The organism is Extibacter sp. GGCC_0201, assembly GCF_017566055.1.
In the GTDB taxonomy this organism is placed as follows: domain Bacteria; phylum Bacillota; class Clostridia; order Lachnospirales; family Lachnospiraceae; genus Extibacter.
In genome coordinates this window covers 66534-82467 of record NZ_JABFCH010000003.1, presented here as the reverse complement: position 1 = coordinate 82467, position 15934 = coordinate 66534, and the positions used below count along the sequence as shown (strand labels likewise).

The following is a 15934-nucleotide window of genomic DNA, read 5'->3' as shown; positions in this document are numbered from 1 at the left end:
TTTTTGCTTCGTCTTATTTCTGAAAGTTCTTGGAATAGTGTATCTCGTTGTCATCCGTAATGAATACGGCATCCACATTGTCAAGCTGATCGATGAGCTTCATGCCTCTGTCATAGCCGAGCAGGAAGCATGTGGTGCTCAGGGCATCGGCGGTCAGGGATGAATCGGTTATGATCGTGACACTGTACAGATTATTGTCACACGGGTATCCCGTACGGGGATCCAGTATGTGATGGTATATCTTGCCGTCCTTTTTAAAATACCGCTGGTAGATGCCTGACGTGACGACGGACTGGTCTGCAATCTTGACGGAAGTAACAGGATTGCCGCTTTCGTCAAATGGCTTCTGTATGCCGATATTATAATCCGTACCGTCCAGCTTCGTTCCTATGGCAAGCACGTTCCCACCCAGATTGATGAGGGCATGCTTTACCCCCTGTTTTTCGAGGTAATCTTTCAGGCGGTCTGCAATATATCCCTTTGCGACGGCTCCAAGGTCGATTCCGGCCCCGGGATCTGACAGCGAGACCTTATTGTCTGATATGACAATGTTCTTATAGCTGACATGGCTGGCCGCCGCGGCCGCATCTTCCGGTGACGGGGGAGACGCCTCCTCTGCCTGGAAGTCCCACAGGCTGACGACAGGAGCAATCGTGATATCGAAGGCGCCGCCAGACATCTCGCTGTAATAGATTCCTTTTTTAATGAGCTTCACTGTCTCGTCGGACACTTCCACAGGAGCGCCACCTGCCCGATTGATGCGGGAGATGTCGCTGTCCTCGTTGGTGCGGGAGAACATGGCGTCATATTTCCTGCAGAGCGTCTCACAGCCCTTCAGTACATCTTCGTCCACAGAATCCAGGATCTGGACCGAGATGACCGTGTCAAATAACGTGTCGGTATAGGTCTGGCTCTCCCGTTCTTTCGGGAGACCGGAACAGCCGGTCGCAAGCAGCATGGCTGCAGTGATGATAGAGACAAATTTCTTATATTTCATAAAACACCTCATATTTATACTTATTTCTAATTATTATTATATAGAACATCCTCCAATGTCTGCAAGCAGCATTCTTGCTGTTTGCTGCACTCACATTAGAATACAATAAAATAAAGACTTATGCAATCGAACATGTGGTTGCAGGGCGGGATTTCTTGTGCTAGAATAGTTTTTAGAGAGAAAAGGCAGGTATATTGAAAATGAAGTTGAAGAAAAAAGACTGGATTCTTATCCTTATTATCGTATGTGTCGCCGGAGGCGCTTTTCTGCTTCATCAGGTCGTCGGGGGCAGAGGGGCCAATTGTGTCACGGTGAAGGTGAATGGAGAGATTGAAGGGACATACAGCCTGTCTGAGGACAGGGAAGTGAGCATCAACGGCGGGACGAACATACTTCAGATCAAGAACGGCAAAGCGAGCATGATAAGCGCTGATTGCCCCGACCAGCTCTGTGTGCATCAGAAAGCGGTTTCTATGAATCATGAGAACATCATCTGCCTCCCGAACAAAGTCGTAGTCGAGGTGGAGAGCAGCGAAGAAAGTGAATTTGACGCTGTGACCAATTAGGAGGATACCGGGGTGAAGAACAGGGTGGCTTATTTCGGTGTCTTTACTGCGCTGGCTCTCATCTTCAGCTATGTGGAGACGCTGATTCCATTTCATATAGGCGTTCCGGGAGTCAAGCTGGGACTGGCCAATCTGATTATCGTAATTGCATTATATAAGATGAGCCTGAAGGAGACTTATCTCTTGTCTGTCGTGAGAGTCGTGCTTTCAGGATTTATTTTTGGAAACTATTTCAGCATCATATACAGTCTCGCCGGAGGGCTTCTGAGCCTGACCGTCATGGCCCTGCTCAGGAAGAGAGGCGGCTTCAGCATTCTTGGAATCAGTATAGCGGGCGGCGTGTGCCACAATATCGGCCAGCTTGCTATTGCCATGGTCGTGGTGGAGACGTTCAGTGTCATATACTATATACCTGTGCTGCTCATCGCAGGGCTTGCCACAGGGCTTCTGATCGGAATCGCGGCGGACGGGATGCTGAAGAGGCTTGTCAATATCAATTTCTAGGAGGAGCTATGATATCATATATAAGAGGAGAACTTGCCGCTGTCGAGGCGGACAAGGTTATCGTGGATGTAGGCGGAGTGGGATACGGAATCTATATGTCAGGGCAGGCGATGAGCCTGCTTCCCGCGGCAGGTGAGGAAGTGAAGATACATACCTATCTGAACGTCAAGGAGGACGCGATGCAGCTGTTCGGCTTCCTGACCAAGGACGATCTGGACATATTCAGGCTTCTCATCGGTGTCAACGGCATCGGGCCAAAAGGCGGGCTTGGCATACTGTCGGCCCTGTCCCCGGATGATTTGAGATTTGCGGTGATATCTAATGACGTCAAAGCGATACAGGCAGCCCCCGGAATCGGGAAGAAGACAGCGGAGAAGCTCATCCTGGAGCTGAAGGACAAGCTGAGCATTGAGGACGTTCTGGAACACGCAGCTCATGGGGACAGTCAGCCTGCGGCTTACGCTGCAGGCGGGGCGAATGAAGTGCAGAGTGAGGCAGTCCAGGCACTCGTGGCGCTCGGATATGGCAGCACCGAGTCGCTCAAAGCGGTAAAACAGGTAGATATCACCGAGGATATGGAAGTAGGAGAAGTGCTGAAGGGTGCATTGAAGTATATGATGTATTAGCATAAGGGGAGAATCATGAGCAGGAGAATAATCACCACAGAGAATCTGGAAGAAGATATCAAGATAGAAAATAACCTGCGTCCGCAGCTTCTTACGGATTACATTGGGCAGGAAAAAGCAAAAGAGACGCTGAAGATATATATCGAAGCTGCTAAGGAGAGAGGGGAATCACTGGACCATGTGCTGTTCTACGGGCCGCCCGGGCTTGGAAAGACAACGCTTGCAGGTATCATCGCCAACGAGATGGATGTGAATATGAAGATAACGTCAGGTCCGGCAATCGAAAAGCCGGGAGAGATGGCAGCGATACTCAACAACCTCCAGGAGGGCGACGTGCTCTTCGTAGATGAGATCCACAGGCTGAACAGGCAGGTGGAGGAAGTGCTGTATCCTGCAATGGAGGACTATGCCATAGATATTATGATCGGCAAGGGTGCGACAGCACGGTCGATACGCCTTGATCTGCCGAAGTTCACCCTGGTCGGCGCGACGACCCGTGCAGGTATGCTGACGGCGCCTCTCCGGGACCGGTTCGGCGTGGTCAACCGGCTGGAATTCTACACGGTGGATGAACTGAAGACGATTATACTTCGTTCGGCACAGGTGCTGGACGTCGGCATAGACGAAAAGGGCGCATATGCGCTGGCAAGGCGTTCCCGCGGCACACCGCGGCTTGCCAACCGGCTGCTTAAGAGGGTGCGTGACTTCGCACAGGTGAAATATGACGGATATATTACGGAAGAAGTGGCCAATTACGCACTTGATCTGCTCGATGTGGACAAGGAAGGGCTGGATCAGACGGACCGGGAGCTTCTTCTTACTATGATAGATAAGTTCCAGGGAGGTCCCGTAGGGCTTGACACTCTGGCTGCGGCAGTCGGGGAAGATGCCGGCACAATCGAAGATGTCTACGAACCATATCTGCTGAAAAACGGATTTATCCAGAGGACCCCGAGAGGAAGGGTCGTCACAGAGGCTGCTTACCTCCATCTTGGAATTTCGAGGGAAAATAACGAAAAATAGTTGGTTTTTGTGAGAGATTAGTTTATAATATTACCAGAGTATGAATGAAAGGCAGAGGAGGCTTCTATGGCATCATCTAAAAATTTTACGGAAGTTTTAATAGGGGGCAAGGTGTTTACTTTGAGCGGCTTCGAGAGTGAGGAGTATCTGCAGAAGGTTTCCACCTATCTGAATCATAAGATCGAGGAGTGCAGCAGCAGCGAAGGATACCGTAAACAGAGTGCGGAGACTAGAAGCGTCCTGCTGGCCCTTAACATAGCCGATGATTATTTTAAGGCTAAGAAACAAGGCGGTACGCTGGAAAGCGATATCGAAGCAAAAGACAAAGAGATGTACGATTTGAAACATGAACTGATTTCAGTCCAGATCAAGCTGGAAAATGCAGAAAAGACGATGGACAAGCTGAAAGAGGAGAACAAGGAGCTTCAGATGAAGATTGTTCAGCTGGAGACGGAAATGAAAAATAATCATAAGAAATAGGCTGTCGGCGGACAGCCTTTTTTAAAGGGCGCATATCAATGAATAATAAAGTGGAAATATTGGCTCCCGCCGGATCGGTGGACAGCCTGAATGCCGCAGTTGCTGCAGGTGCAGATGCGGTGTATATGGGAGGCCCCCGTTTCGGGGCGCGGGCATATGCGGATAATCCGGAGGAAGAAGAGCTGCTTCGGGCCATCGATCATGTGCATATACACGGAAGAAAAATATACCTTACGGTGAATACCCTGCTGAAGGATTCGGAGATAGACGATCTGTACCGTTATCTGAATCCGTATTACAGGCAGGGGCTTGACGGAGTCATCGTGCAGGATATCGGAGTAGCAGAGTATATCAGGGCGTATTTTCCAGGTCTTCCCCTTCATGCAAGCACACAGATGACAATCACCGGAGCGCCGGGTGCCGCGCTTATGAAGGAGCAGGGCGTGTCGCGTGTCGTACCGGCCAGGGAACTGTCTCTTGCAGAGATAAGGAAGATAAAGCAAGAGACGGACATGGAAGTAGAGTGCTTCGTACACGGGGCGCTCTGTTACTGCTACTCGGGACAATGCCTCCTCAGCAGTCTGCTCGGAGGCAGAAGCGGCAACAGAGGCCAGTGTGCGCAGCCATGTCGGCTGCCCTACAGCGTCCACGGCGGGAAACCTGCCGGACTGCTGAGCCTCAAGGATCTGTGCACGATAGATATGATACCGGAACTTGCAGGGGCCGGAATCGATTCTTTTAAGATAGAAGGCCGTATGAAGCAGCCGGATTATGTATATACGGTAGTAAGCATGTATCGGAAATATACGGACCTCTACTATGAACGAGGAAAAGAGCGGTATGCCGTAGACGATGGGGACAGAGAACGTCTGTATGCGGCTTACAGAAGGCGGGGATACTGTAACGGGTACTATAAGCGGCACAATGGCAGGGATATGATTTCCTATTCCAGGCTAAAAGGCGTGGAAGGCGATACATCGTATCCTGCGTTCGGAATAAAAGAAAAAATTAATGGGAAATTAATACTTTCCGAAGGAAAACGTGCTAAACTGGAGCTTGAATATAATGGTCATACGGCTGCCTGCGAAGGAGCGGCAGTTGAACAGGCGGTAAAGCAGCCGCTCAGCCCAGAGCGGGTAGATAAGCAGATGAGAAAGACCGGCGGGACGCAGTTTGCATTTGACAGGCTTGCAGTTCATATGGACGAGAGCATATTTCTTCCGATGCAGGCATTAAATGAACTGAGGAGAGACGGCATACGTCTGCTTGAAGAGGCGCTGCTGAAGTCGTACCGGCGAAAGTCAGAAGCGCTCCGGCCTAAGGAAGAGACCCCTGCGGGTGGAACGCTTAAGACAGATGGCGGCAGAGGCCCGATAGACATCACGGTATCCGTCTCGGATGAGATGCAGCTTGAGACGGCAGTCAATGCAGAAGGAATCAAAGCCATCTATGCCGACAGCTCCCTGCTGCTTGACGGGACGGGCGAGTCCATATGCAGGCTCGTACGCCGTGGACAGGCTGCAGGGAAGGAGATGTATGTGGCTCTGCCCTACATCTTCCGGGAGGATACGGCTGCATTATTTGAGAGCCGATATCCTGTCATCCAAGATCTGTTCGACGGCGTGCTGATTCGTAACTGGGAAAGCTTAAGATGGCTGGAAAAGAAGGGATACCCTAAAAAGGTGATTTCTGATTCTAATATTTATGTATTCAACCGGTACGCGAAACAATTTCTGAGCAGGACGCGTATCGATTCTTACACGGCTCCGGCGGAACTGAATGCAAAGGAGCTTAAAGTGCTTGGCATAAGCGACGGGACCTTCGTTGCGTACGGCTATCAGCCTGTGATGGTAACGGCGGGCTGCATACAGAAGACGGCAGACCGGTGTTCCGGTTCGGACGGCCTGTCCTATATCAGCGACAGATACCAGAAGAAATTCGCGGTTAAAAATTGCTGTGCATACTGTTATAATATAATTTATAACACTTCGCCGCTTGTCCTTTTGAACCAGCGGGAAGAGGTGGAAGCTCTTGCACCTTCGGCCCTGCGCCTCGACTTTACGACAGAAGATGCACAGGAGACGCGGAGGATAACGGCACTGTATACCGATGCCTTTGTAAGACGGAAAGATATTAGAACCCCGGAAATGGATTTTACAAAAGGACATTTCAAACGGGGAGTGAAGTAGGTGAAGTTTTGGTAAATATTATTGTTGAGCTGTCCAAATATCTGATGATCATACTCATAACCATGTATACGTATCTCTGCTTCAGCATATTTGGATATCAAGATCCGGACCGGAAGAAGAGCATGCTGCGCAGGCAGAACGTACTCATGTATATGGTCCATATCATTGCCTTTCTCGTCATGTATCTGGAGACGGAAGACATCAAGCTGCTGGCTTTTTATCTGATGCAGGTGGTGCTGTTTGGCGCGACGATACTGCTGTATACCATCCTGTATCCGAAGGTGTCACGGCTTGTCGTCAACAATCTGTGCATGCTGCTCAGTATCGGTCTTATCATGCTCACGAGGCTTAACTATACAAATGCGGTGAAGCAGTTCGTCATCGCGGCAGGAGCGATTGCAATCAGCCTGGCTGTACCGGTAATCATACGGAAGTTCAAGAAGCTGGCAGAGTGGAGGAAGGTCTATGCCATAGCGGGTATCGTATCTCTCGGTATCGTGGCGGTCGTCGGGCAGGTATCGTACGGAGCCAAACTGGGCTTTACGATAGCGGGAATCAATATACAGCCGTCAGAACTGGTCAAGATCATATTCGTGTTTTTCGTGGCTTCCAGCTTCAAGATGTCGCTGGAATTTAAGAATATCGTCATCACCACGGCACTGGCCGCGTTCCATGTGCTTATACTTGTCGTATCCAAGGACCTTGGAGCAGCGCTTATCATATTTATCGTATATCTCGTCATGCTCTATGTGGCGACGAGGCAGCCGCTTTATATACTGGCGGGGCTTGGGGCCGGAAGCGTGGCATCGGTGGGAGCATATTATCTGTTTGGCCATGTACGGACACGTGTCATCGTCTGGAGGGATCCTTTTGCAGCTTACGACAATGGCGGATATCAGGTGGCGCAGTCTCTGTTCGCCATCGGCACGGGGAGCTGGTTCGGGCTTGGCCTGTGTCAGGGGGAACCGGACTTGATTCCGGTTGCCGATTCGGACTTTATCTTTTCCGTCATATCAGAAGAGATGGGAATCATATTTGCCCTCTGCATTATCCTGATCTGCGTCAGCTGCTACGTGATGTTTCTGAATATCGCAATGCAGCTTCACAACATGTTTTATAAGCTGGTGGCCCTTGGACTTGGGACGTGCTACATATTCCAGGTATTCCTGACCATCGGAGGCGTGACAAAGTTCATACCGTCTACAGGTGTCACGCTGCCGCTGGTCAGCTACGGAGGGAGCTCTTTACTTAGCACGATGATTATGTTTGCAATCATCCAGGGGCTGTATATATTAAGAGAAGATGAGGAAGAAGATATTGAAAGAAAGAAAAAGGAAAGGCTACGAGCAAAGAGAAGCGGACAAGAAGTTAAAAAGAAGCGAAGAAAAACGGCAGATGTCCCGCAAAGACCGCAAAGAGGCCAACAAGGCAGACAAGCGCCGGAAAAAGGCAAAGCGCGCCCGAAACAAAGAGTTCGCTAGAGTCACCTATGTATTCGTAGGTCTGTTCCTTGTTCTGATGGGATATATCGCATATTTCAATGTAGTGAAGAGCAGGGATATCATACGCAGCCCATATAATGCCAGGCAGGACTCCTATGCCAAGCGGGTAGTCCGGGGCAAGATTCTGGATAAGAACGGTAATGTGCTCGCACAGACGAATGTGGCAGAAGACGGCAGCGAGACGAGGGAGTATCCGTATGGAAGCATGTTCGCCCATGTGGTCGGCTACAGCGTACAGGGCAAATCAGGGCTGGAATCGTTAGAGAATTTTGAACTTCTTACTTCGAATGCATTTTTCCTGGAAAAGCTGAAAAATGAATTCCAGGACAAGAAGAATATGGGGGACAATGTTGTCACTACGCTGGACGCGGGGCTGCAGGAGGCTGCTTACGATGCGCTCGGAAGCTATAAGGGAGCGGTCGTGGCAATAGAGCCGAGTACGGGAAAGGTTCTTGCCATGGTGTCCAAGCCGGATTTTGACCCTAATACAGTAGCGGACAACTGGGAATCCCTGAACTCCAGTGAAGACAGCGTACTGCTGAACCGGGCGACCCAGGGACAGTACGCGCCGGGATCGACGTTTAAAGTGGTAACTGCCCTTGAATATATGAGGGAACACTCTGATTATGCGAATTACAGTTACAACTGTACCGGTGCCATAGAACACGGCGGACTCACCATCCACTGTTTTAATAATCATGTACACGGGCAGGTGGACTTTGCAGATTCTATCGCATATTCCTGCAACGCGTCATTTTCTAATATGGGACTGTCACTGGACGTAGGCAAGTTCCGGGCTACGGCGAAAGAGCTGCTCTTTGACTCCAAGCTGCCTTCCGATCTTCCGTACAGCGAGAGCAAGTTCACGCTGAAGAAAGGTGCTTCCGACGGAGAGAAGATGATGACAGCCATGGGGCAGGGGCAGACGCAGGTGAGTCCATACCATATGGCTCTGATTACTTCTGCGATAGCGAACGGAGGCACGCTCATGAAACCTTATCTGGTGGAAGCGGTCACCAATTATTCAGGGTCTGTCGTGGATGAAAACAAACCAGAGAAGGCAGGAACGCTGATGACCGCTGGGGAGGCGTCGAAGCTAAAGGAATACATGACGGATGTGGTACAGTACGGAACGGCGTCCGTGCTGAGCGGACAGGGCTATACGGCGGCCGGAAAGACAGGGACTGCGGAATATAGCTCGGACAAAGAAAAAGACCATTCCTGGTTCATCGGCATGACGAATGTAGACAATCCGGATCTTGTGATCAGCGTAATCATAGAAGCTTCCGACGGTTCGGCCAAAGCAGTCAATGTCGCGAAGCAGGTGTTCGACGCCTATTATAATTAATATGCTTATCGGGCAGGGGCATAAGCGGCAAAGAGAGGTACAGAAAGATGAAATATTACCGGCATATCTACCTTACGGAAGGGCTTAAAAAGAAGAAGGATAAAATAATAAAAAAGCTGGAAAGCAATAAATTCCAGGTGAGCATTCACCTGATCGTGCTGTCCGGGAATGAAAAAAATCATCTGGAGATTATTAATTCCATCCTTCTTCTGCAGCCGGATTATCCGAAAGAAGACTATCTTGTCGTCGGAATCGCGAAAAGTTATGATGATGCACTGGAACTGGTGGAAAAAATAACAGAAGAGGTATATCATGAGACGGAAGGGACGGATATCCGTTCCTATATATTAGAAAAAGAACAGGAAGATTAAGATGCTACATATTATACTGCTTATCTTGAAGATCATAGGAATCATAATAGCCGCAATACTGGGGATACTTGTATTGTTGGTTTGCATTGTGCTTTTTGTGCCCTTCAGATACCGCATCGAGGCAGCTTCAGGCGGGACGTCCGACAGTCTTCAGGCAGATATGACATGTACGTGGCTTATGCACCTGATCAGATTCACGGCGTCGTACCGCGGGAATAAGTTTGACTGGAATCTGCGCATATTTTTCAAGAAGATGGCAGGAGAAGAGCAGGCGGATGCAGACGACATAAAAAAGTTTGAAGGGGAAGTGGAAACAGATGAAACGGAATACGAAGAGATATTGGAAGAGACGGAAGAAACAGGTGGACGCGGTGCTAAAGAGCATCCTGGCCTTCAAAAAAAAGATGAAAAAGAACCCGGATTACCTGAAAGAGTTGAGACGAAGCGGGAAGAAACTGCAGAAGATGCTCGGGAAGAAAAGACCGGTTCTGGCAAGAAGCATGGGAAATCTGAAAATCTCTATGAAAAATGCAGGCAGACATTCCGTAAGATAAAATGTACAATTCAAAGATTATGTGATAAAATAAAGGCGTTATCAGAGAAAAAGGAAAAGCTCAGTGAGTTTATTCTGGATGATATCCATAAGACGGCATTTGCCAAAGTGAAAAAGGAAGCATTCCGTCTTCTGAGACGGCTGAAGCCGAAGACGGTAAGAGCAAAAATACACTATGGGTTTGAAGATCCGTACAGAACCGGACAAGTTCTGGCGGGGCTTGGCGTCCTATATCCTTTCATGGGAAGGGACACGGAGATTGTTCCGGATTTTGAGCAGAAGATACTGGAAGGCACGCTGTTCGTCAAAGGCAAAGTGCGTGTACTGCATTTTGTATTGCTGTTATGGAGGCTGTTCTGGTGCAGGGAAGTCCGCGCCACGTATAAGCACATTAGAAGTTTTGAATTATAGTATTGTTGAGGAGGAAACGGACATGGCTGAAAATAATTTTAAAGGAACGGTAGAAGCGCTATTTTGCGGAATGGACGGGGTAATCTCGTCAAAAACGGTGGTAGGCGATGCGATTCACATAGGGGACACGATTATCCTGCCTCTTGTTGACGTATCGTTTGCGGTGGGAGCCGGGGCTTTTAACGGTGACAGGAAAGAAAGAGGGGCCGGCGGAATCGGCGGGAAGATGACGCCATGCGCGGTGCTCGTCATCCAGAATGGACATACGAAGCTTGTCAACATCAAGAACCAGGATACGATGACAAAGATACTGGATATGATTCCTGACGTCATAGATAAGTTTGGATCAAAAGGGGAAGATAAGATGACGGAAAAGGATGTGGAGGATATACTGGATGGTGCCGGGGACGCTGAGGATATTGCCGGCTAACAGTCTCGTTTCCTGAGAGCGTGCATATAATATAGTGAGAATTGGTGCAGAGGTTAGTGAATGAAACGAGTAGTGGGATTCGCCCTGCTGTGTCTGGCAGTAGGTATGATATTTACAATACTTGTCAGGCATCCGTTGATAGAGTTGATATGTGCCATAATATGTGCGCTGGTGGGGTATGAATTGTTTTGCGGCAAAGAATAGCGTCTTAGAGAGTGCGGCGATGCTGTCATGGCAGAAACTGCACTTTTTATGTTTCTTGACATACATAAGAATGAACAGGAGGGAATGCAGATGATGAAATGTTTAAAATGTGGCAGCGAGCTGCGGGAAGGTTCCGTGTTCTGTACCTACTGCGGAGCAAAAATGGGCAGTCTGCCGGAAGTGGAAAGGGCAGGCGTACAGACAGAAGAGGCCGCGGCGTGTAAGGACGGGCTGGAAGGCCTGCTTGGCGGAATCCGGGCATATGTAAAAAACGAAACGGACAAGCAGCGAAAAGATCTGGCTGAGAAGGAAGCGCGCATACATACGCTGGAACAGGAGCTGAAAGAAAAGGAAACGCTCATAACGCAGCTTAAGGAAGAACTTAAGTATAGAGACAACAGGATTGCCGATGCCCCTGCCCCTGTCAATAATGAGTGTCCGAAGTGCGGGAATACATTGTCGGAGGATATGGTATTCTGCAACCAGTGCGGGACGAAAGTACGGTAGTGATGAAGAGAAAGATTATTGTCCGTCACCTTGTAATAATCAGCGGTCTGCTTGTGCTCCTCCTTTTTGTCTGGAGGTGTCCGCTGGAGTATCTGTTTGGTATCCCCTGCCCGTGCTGTGGGATGACAAGGGCGTTCAAGAGCATGGTGAGCCTTGACTTCAGGGCTTCCTTCTCTTATCATCCGCTCCTTCTGCCGACCGGATTCGCCATCTGGTATATCCTTCACAAGGATGTGCTGCCAAAACGGTTCAGAATGGGAAAGAAGACGGCCAGAGTATTGGGAGGCCTGCTTCTCATTCTGCTGCTGGCGGTATATGTATACCGCATCGCCTTTCAGGCGGACGGTATCATTAAGATAGACCTGGATGACGGGCTGATATTTAAAATAATGAGAGAAATACGAGGGTAAAACATATGATAAAGCAAAGAAGTCTGGCTACATATATTATTTTGACATTCTTGACATGTGGCATATACAGCATATTCTTCTGGTATTCCTATACGGAAGATGTCAATGCGATGTGCCGGGGAGATGGGGAAGAGAGCATGAACTATATACTGGTGCTTCTTCTGTCCGTCATCACGTGCGGCATATATGGGCTGTACTGGTTCTATAAGCAGGCCAACCGTCTCAGAAAGGCAGGACCGAGATATGGAGTTGCAATAGCGGAAGGCGGAGGAGAATTCCTGATGTGGTATCTCGTCGGCTGCCTGATCTGCTTCGTGGGCAGCTTCCTATCGTTCAACGTGCTTATCAAGAATGCCAATCTTATTGCTGATGCATATAACCGTCAGAACGGCGGGCCAACACCTCCTCCGTACGGCGGGACAGCCCATAAGGAGACGCCATACGGCGCGTCTGCGGGCACGGTGGATAACAAGAAAGAAGACAAGACTGGCTGCTTCTGTGCAAGATGCGGGGAGAAGATGTATGTGACGGACCGGTTCTGTCCCCAGTGCGGGGCTAGGAATGAACGCGCGGCAGATGCCGGCCATGCCGGATCACAGGCCTATTCCGGCCAAGCAGCTTACGCCGGCAGCACCCAGGGGGGCAGACAGGCCGGTGCCGACATATTGGGTTCCTTGCCCGGAGGGCGGCTGACCGCAATCGTGGCGGCTGTGGCTGTAGTTCTGCTCGTGATAGACAGACTCTGGAGCGGTGCTGAATTCTTCACCATGTTCTCCATGATAGAATATATGCTTCCGGCTCTGTGTATCGCTGTGTTTGGCGTATTATGCTTTCTGGACAGGCGGGAATACAGGCAGTACGAGATCGTTCCTCTGATTCCCTATTTTGGCCTGCTGTTCCTGTCCGGCATACGTGTGTCCGGAATCACGCCGTATACGAGCTATTCCTGGATATGGGATTATTATTCGGCATTTGACAATTTCTGTTCTGTCATACTGGCGCTTGCGGCACTGGCCGCGGCTGGATGCCTCGTTATGGAACTTGCGGGAAAGCGGTACGATATCGTACTGCTTGCCGCAGTCATCATCATATTCGGCATTACGCTGCTGACGGGAGTGGTTACCTTGTTTACCCAGTTCCGTTACTGGGGCTTCCCCGGGATATACAGCTTCTTCACGCTGTTCGTCTCTGTCGTGAGCCTGCTTCCGATGCTGTTGTACGTGCTGCAGCGCAATCCGCAGATGCTGGATAAATTGAAAAAATAATATGCAGAAAATCAAAATAAGTACTTGCTTTTCTTGTATACATCTGGTAAAATAATCAGTGTTGCGAGTTCGGAAAAGGACTTATTATGAGCGTTAGGAGGTGCAGTCATGGCAAAATGTGCTATTTGTGAAAAGGGTGCTCACTTTGGAAACAACGTAAGCCACTCTCATAGAAAATCACCAAAGATGTGGAAATCAAACGTGAAATCAGTTCGTGTTAAAACAGCAAACGGAGCTACAAAGAAAATGTATGTTTGTACTTCTTGTTTGAAATCAGGCAGAGTTGAACGTGCGTAATGAAAGTTAAAACTCAGATTTCTTGTGGAATCTGGGTTTTTTATTTGTAAAATAAGGGAATTAATAGTATAATATTTTTGTTAAGCTTGTATATTGCATTTTCAATTTAGAGAATTGGAGGTTTTTAATATGAAGGGATGTATGAGTACGGATCTTGGTATCATCACCATCGATCCTGAAGTGCTTGCGAAGTATGCAGGGACCGTGGCTGTGGAGTGTTTTGGAATCGTAGGGATGGCTGCAGTCAATATGAAAGATGGCTTTGTCCATCTTCTGAAGAAGGAAAGCCTGACACACGGTATCCAGGTGAGCATATCAGAAGAGAATCATATTACGCTCAGCTTCCATATTATTGTCGCTTATGGGGTAAGTATTTCAGCCGTGACGGAAAATCTTATCAGCAATGTAAAATATAAGGTGGAAGAGTTTTCCGGAATGCCGGTAGATACGATCAATATCTACATTGAAGGCGTCAGAGTCATCGATTAGTTAAGGAGGAACATAAGAAGTGGCTACAAAAACTATTAATGTGGATATGCTTGCCAGGATGTTTCTGGCTGGAGCACAGAATATTGAGGCGAAGAAAGAATATATCAATGAACTGAACGTATTTCCGGTACCGGACGGAGACACCGGGACGAACATGTCCCTTACGATCATGTCTGCTGCGAGGGAAGTGACTGCACTTGAGAAACCAGATATGGCAGACCTTGCTAAGGCAATCTCTTCCGGCTCCCTGCGTGGGGCGAGAGGGAATTCAGGTGTCATCCTGTCACAGCTTCTGCGCGGGTTTACCAAGTCTATCCGTGAAGAAAAAGAAATAGACGCGCTTGGACTTGCCGCGGCATGTGCAAGGGCGAGAGATACGGCATATAAGGCGGTCATGAAGCCAAAAGAGGGAACCATCCTTACGGTCGCAAGCGGTATTGCCGACAAGGCGGCAGAGATGGCGGAGGAGACCGACGATCTGGAAATCTTTATACCGGCAGTGATCAGGCATGCGGAAGAGGTGCTGGAGAAGACGCCGGATATGCTTCCTGTGCTAAAGGAGGCCGGCGTGGTGGATTCCGGCGGACAAGGCCTTCTGGAGGTAATCAGAGGCGCTTATGATGCATTCCAGGGCAAAGAGATCGACTACAGCACTATCGAGCCCGGCAAGGTGACCGTGACTGCGCCAAAGGTATCACAGGAAGCGGAAGATATTAAATTTGGCTATTGTACGGAATTTATCATACTGACGGAAAAAGAGTTTTCCGAAGAGGATGAGGACGGGTTCAAAACATATCTGTCTTCTATTGGAGATTCTATCGTCTGCGTGGCTGACGATGATGTCGTCAAGATTCATGTGCATACGAATGACCCGGGACTGGCGATACAGCGTGCCCTTACTTATGGACAGCTGTCTCGGATGAAGATAGACAATATGAGGGAAGAGCACCAGGAGAAGCTGATCCGGGATGCCGAGAATCTTGCAAAGCAGCAGAAGGAAGAGGCGGCGAAAAAGAATGCCGCGCCCAGGAAGCCGATGGGCTTTATCGCTGTTTCCATTGGAGAGGGCCTGAATGAAATTTTCAGAGAGCTTGGCGTCGATTATATTATCGAAGGCGGACAGACGATGAATCCGAGTACGGAGGATATGCTCAACGCCATCGAACAGGTGAACGCGGATACGGTATTCATACTGCCGAATAACAAAAATATCGTACTTGCCGCGAACCAGGCGAAAGCTCTTGTTGAGGACAAAGATATCATAGTGATACCGACAAAGACGGTTCCGCAGGGGATTACCGCGGTCATCAACTTTATGCCTGAAGCAGACGCGGCCGCCAATGAGGAGACGATGCTGAAAGAGATTAAGAACGTCAAATCAGGGCAGGTGACGTATGCCGTACGTGATACCCGCATTGATGACAAGGAGATTCATGAAGGGGACATCATGGGAATCGGAGACGGCGGCATCCTGGCGGTAGGCCAGGAAGTGGAAGCGACGACCCGAGAGATGCTTGTCAAGCTTGTAGATGACGATTCCGAACTGATCAGCCTCTACTATGGCGAGGAAGTGAAGAGAGAAGATGCAGAACGGTTTACCGAAGAGATAGAGGAATTATATCCGGATGTAGATGTGGATGCACACTTCGGCGGGCAGCCGATATATTATTACGTGCTGGCTGTAGAATAAGATAGAGGAAGAGGGGACAGACGCCCTGTGCATGCAGAGGTCTGTCTCTTTTCTGTCTAAAAGCATAGTAAG

Annotated in this window: 19 protein-coding genes; 18 read left to right on the top strand and 1 reads right to left on the bottom strand. The window is 49.1% G+C overall.

The genetic code is table 11. The features are described 5' to 3' along the window. Positions 1–13: 13 nt before the first annotated feature. Positions 14–997 carry an FAD:protein FMN transferase gene (locus tag HJV72_RS02930; protein WP_208068520.1) on the bottom strand — a complete coding sequence of 328 codons (984 nt, stop codon included), beginning with the start codon at positions 995–997 and terminating at the stop codon, positions 14–16. 200 nt (positions 998–1197) lie between these two features. On the opposite strand from HJV72_RS02930, the gene HJV72_RS02925 reads away from it, so the two are divergent. The 18 genes from HJV72_RS02925 to HJV72_RS02840 all read left to right on the top strand — a co-directional run bounded on the left by HJV72_RS02925 (position 1198) and on the right by HJV72_RS02840 (position 15862). Beyond that, a complete protein-coding gene (locus tag HJV72_RS02925) occupies positions 1198–1563 on the top strand; it encodes a NusG domain II-containing protein (RefSeq protein WP_208068518.1) in 366 nt (121 codons plus the stop codon). Between the two features lie 12 nt (positions 1564–1575). Next, on the top strand, positions 1576–2067 hold the full coding sequence (locus HJV72_RS02920; protein ID WP_208068516.1) for a Gx transporter family protein: 492 nt from the start codon (positions 1576–1578) through the stop codon (positions 2065–2067). A gap of 8 nt (positions 2068–2075) precedes the next feature. Further along, complete coding sequence (gene ruvA, locus HJV72_RS02915; protein ID WP_208068514.1) at positions 2076–2693, top strand: Holliday junction branch migration protein RuvA; 618 nt, start codon at positions 2076–2078, stop codon at positions 2691–2693. A gap of 15 nt (positions 2694–2708) precedes the next feature. Continuing rightward, positions 2709–3716, top strand: a complete 1008-nt coding sequence (gene ruvB, locus HJV72_RS02910) for a Holliday junction branch migration DNA helicase RuvB (protein ID WP_208068512.1) — start codon at positions 2709–2711, stop codon at positions 3714–3716. 66 nt (positions 3717–3782) lie between these two features. Continuing rightward, positions 3783–4196, top strand: coding sequence for a cell division protein ZapA (gene zapA, locus HJV72_RS02905; RefSeq protein WP_006441481.1), 414 nt, complete (start codon positions 3783–3785; stop codon positions 4194–4196). Between the two features lie 38 nt (positions 4197–4234). Then, the gene (locus tag HJV72_RS02900) at positions 4235–6385 is read left to right on the top strand and encodes a peptidase U32 family protein (protein WP_208068510.1); all 2151 of its coding nucleotides are present in this window, start codon (positions 4235–4237) and stop codon (positions 6383–6385) included. Positions 6386–6393: 8 nt separating this feature from the next. Next, positions 6394–7866, top strand: coding sequence for an FtsW/RodA/SpoVE family cell cycle protein (locus tag HJV72_RS02895; protein ID WP_208068508.1), 1473 nt, complete (start codon positions 6394–6396; stop codon positions 7864–7866). 37 nt (positions 7867–7903) lie between these two features. Further along, positions 7904–9235, top strand: coding sequence for a peptidoglycan D,D-transpeptidase FtsI family protein (locus HJV72_RS02890; RefSeq protein ID WP_208068698.1), 1332 nt, complete (start codon positions 7904–7906; stop codon positions 9233–9235). A 47-nt stretch (positions 9236–9282) separates the two neighbouring features. After that, positions 9283–9606, top strand: coding sequence for a hypothetical protein (locus tag HJV72_RS02885; protein WP_208068507.1), 324 nt, complete (start codon positions 9283–9285; stop codon positions 9604–9606). A gap of 1 nt (position 9607) precedes the next feature. Further along, positions 9608–10570, top strand: coding sequence for a DUF2953 domain-containing protein (locus tag HJV72_RS02880; protein ID WP_208068506.1), 963 nt, complete (start codon positions 9608–9610; stop codon positions 10568–10570). Positions 10571–10592: 22 nt separating this feature from the next. Then, positions 10593–11000 (top strand): GerW family sporulation protein, encoded by a 408-nt coding sequence (locus tag HJV72_RS02875; protein ID WP_208068505.1) that lies wholly within the window; start codon positions 10593–10595, stop codon positions 10998–11000. Positions 11001–11060: 60 nt separating this feature from the next. Continuing rightward, positions 11061–11204 carry a hypothetical protein gene (locus tag HJV72_RS02870; protein WP_167482128.1) on the top strand — a complete coding sequence of 48 codons (144 nt, stop codon included), beginning with the start codon at positions 11061–11063 and terminating at the stop codon, positions 11202–11204. 90 nt (positions 11205–11294) lie between these two features. Then, on the top strand, positions 11295–11711 hold the full coding sequence (locus tag HJV72_RS02865; RefSeq protein ID WP_208068504.1) for a zinc-ribbon domain-containing protein: 417 nt from the start codon (positions 11295–11297) through the stop codon (positions 11709–11711). Positions 11712–11713: 2 nt separating this feature from the next. After that, the gene (locus HJV72_RS02860) at positions 11714–12121 is read left to right on the top strand and encodes a DUF2752 domain-containing protein (protein ID WP_208068503.1); all 408 of its coding nucleotides are present in this window, start codon (positions 11714–11716) and stop codon (positions 12119–12121) included. 5 nt (positions 12122–12126) lie between these two features. Then, a complete protein-coding gene (locus HJV72_RS02855; protein WP_208068502.1) occupies positions 12127–13386 on the top strand; it encodes a DUF4234 domain-containing protein in 1260 nt (419 codons plus the stop codon). A gap of 108 nt (positions 13387–13494) precedes the next feature. Continuing rightward, on the top strand, positions 13495–13683 hold the full coding sequence (gene rpmB / locus HJV72_RS02850; RefSeq protein WP_082912795.1) for a 50S ribosomal protein L28: 189 nt from the start codon (positions 13495–13497) through the stop codon (positions 13681–13683). A 129-nt stretch (positions 13684–13812) separates the two neighbouring features. Continuing rightward, complete coding sequence (locus HJV72_RS02845) at positions 13813–14172, top strand: Asp23/Gls24 family envelope stress response protein (protein WP_208068501.1); 360 nt, start codon at positions 13813–13815, stop codon at positions 14170–14172. A gap of 19 nt (positions 14173–14191) precedes the next feature. Beyond that, positions 14192–15862, top strand: a complete 1671-nt coding sequence (locus tag HJV72_RS02840; RefSeq protein WP_208068500.1) for a DAK2 domain-containing protein — start codon at positions 14192–14194, stop codon at positions 15860–15862. Positions 15863–15934: the final 72 nt, after the last annotated feature.

Bases quoted from the DNA above. Each gene is read 5' to 3' on its own strand.
- ruvB (WP_208068512.1), top strand. From the start codon at position 2,709: ATGAGCAGGAGAATAATCACCACAGAGAATCTGGAAGAAGATATCAAG.
- HJV72_RS02925 (WP_208068518.1), top strand. From the start codon at position 1,198: ATGAAGTTGAAGAAAAAAGACTGGATTCTTATCCTTATTATCGTATGT.
- HJV72_RS02845 (WP_208068501.1), top strand. From the start codon at position 13,813: ATGAAGGGATGTATGAGTACGGATCTTGGTATCATCACCATCGATCCT.
- HJV72_RS02865 (WP_208068504.1), top strand. From the start codon at position 11,295: ATGATGAAATGTTTAAAATGTGGCAGCGAGCTGCGGGAAGGTTCCGTG.
- HJV72_RS02870 (WP_167482128.1), top strand. From the start codon at position 11,061: ATGAAACGAGTAGTGGGATTCGCCCTGCTGTGTCTGGCAGTAGGTATG.
- zapA (WP_006441481.1), top strand. From the start codon at position 3,783: ATGGCATCATCTAAAAATTTTACGGAAGTTTTAATAGGGGGCAAGGTG.
- HJV72_RS02880 (WP_208068506.1), top strand. From the start codon at position 9,608: ATGCTACATATTATACTGCTTATCTTGAAGATCATAGGAATCATAATA.
- HJV72_RS02930 (WP_208068520.1), bottom strand. From the start codon at position 997: ATGAAATATAAGAAATTTGTCTCTATCATCACTGCAGCCATGCTGCTT.
- HJV72_RS02890 (WP_208068698.1), top strand. From the start codon at position 7,904: ATGGGATATATCGCATATTTCAATGTAGTGAAGAGCAGGGATATCATA.
- HJV72_RS02855 (WP_208068502.1), top strand. From the start codon at position 12,127: ATGATAAAGCAAAGAAGTCTGGCTACATATATTATTTTGACATTCTTG.
- ruvA (WP_208068514.1), top strand. From the start codon at position 2,076: ATGATATCATATATAAGAGGAGAACTTGCCGCTGTCGAGGCGGACAAG.
- HJV72_RS02885 (WP_208068507.1), top strand. From the start codon at position 9,283: ATGAAATATTACCGGCATATCTACCTTACGGAAGGGCTTAAAAAGAAG.
- HJV72_RS02900 (WP_208068510.1), top strand. From the start codon at position 4,235: ATGAATAATAAAGTGGAAATATTGGCTCCCGCCGGATCGGTGGACAGC.
- HJV72_RS02875 (WP_208068505.1), top strand. From the start codon at position 10,593: ATGGCTGAAAATAATTTTAAAGGAACGGTAGAAGCGCTATTTTGCGGA.
- HJV72_RS02860 (WP_208068503.1), top strand. From the start codon at position 11,714: ATGAAGAGAAAGATTATTGTCCGTCACCTTGTAATAATCAGCGGTCTG.
- rpmB (WP_082912795.1), top strand. From the start codon at position 13,495: ATGGCAAAATGTGCTATTTGTGAAAAGGGTGCTCACTTTGGAAACAAC.